Origin of the sequence: Paraburkholderia sp. SIMBA_053 (assembly GCF_046534895.1) — a bacterium.
GTDB lineage: Bacteria > Pseudomonadota > Gammaproteobacteria > Burkholderiales > Burkholderiaceae > Paraburkholderia > Paraburkholderia caledonica.
This window is the reverse complement of record NZ_JAWRXU010001527.1, coordinates 1-242: the sequence shown is the minus strand read 5'-3', so window position 1 is coordinate 242 and position 242 is coordinate 1. Positions and strand designations below refer to the sequence as shown.

Sequence of the window (242 nt, the reverse complement as noted above, 5' to 3'; positions counted from 1 at the left end):
CTGCCGCATCCACCGCCGTGCACTACTACCGTGCCGGGTCTGCGGGCTCCCGCCTGCATCCGGACGATCTGCCCGACGGATGGGTCGAGGGCGCGGCGTTGCTGCACATCACTGGCATCACTCCCCTGCTGTCCGAATCGGCCCGAGCGGCGCTGCACACATCGATCGATCGAGCTCGAGCAGCCGGAACGACCGTGAGCTTCGACATCAACTACCGATCGGCGTTGGCGTCGCCCGATGTC

Annotated in this window: 1 pseudogene; it reads left to right on the top strand. The window is 66.9% G+C overall.

What is annotated here, in order from left to right:
* Positions 1-242 (top strand): annotated as a pseudogene (locus tag SB753_RS40685) (sugar kinase); the annotation flags it as partial.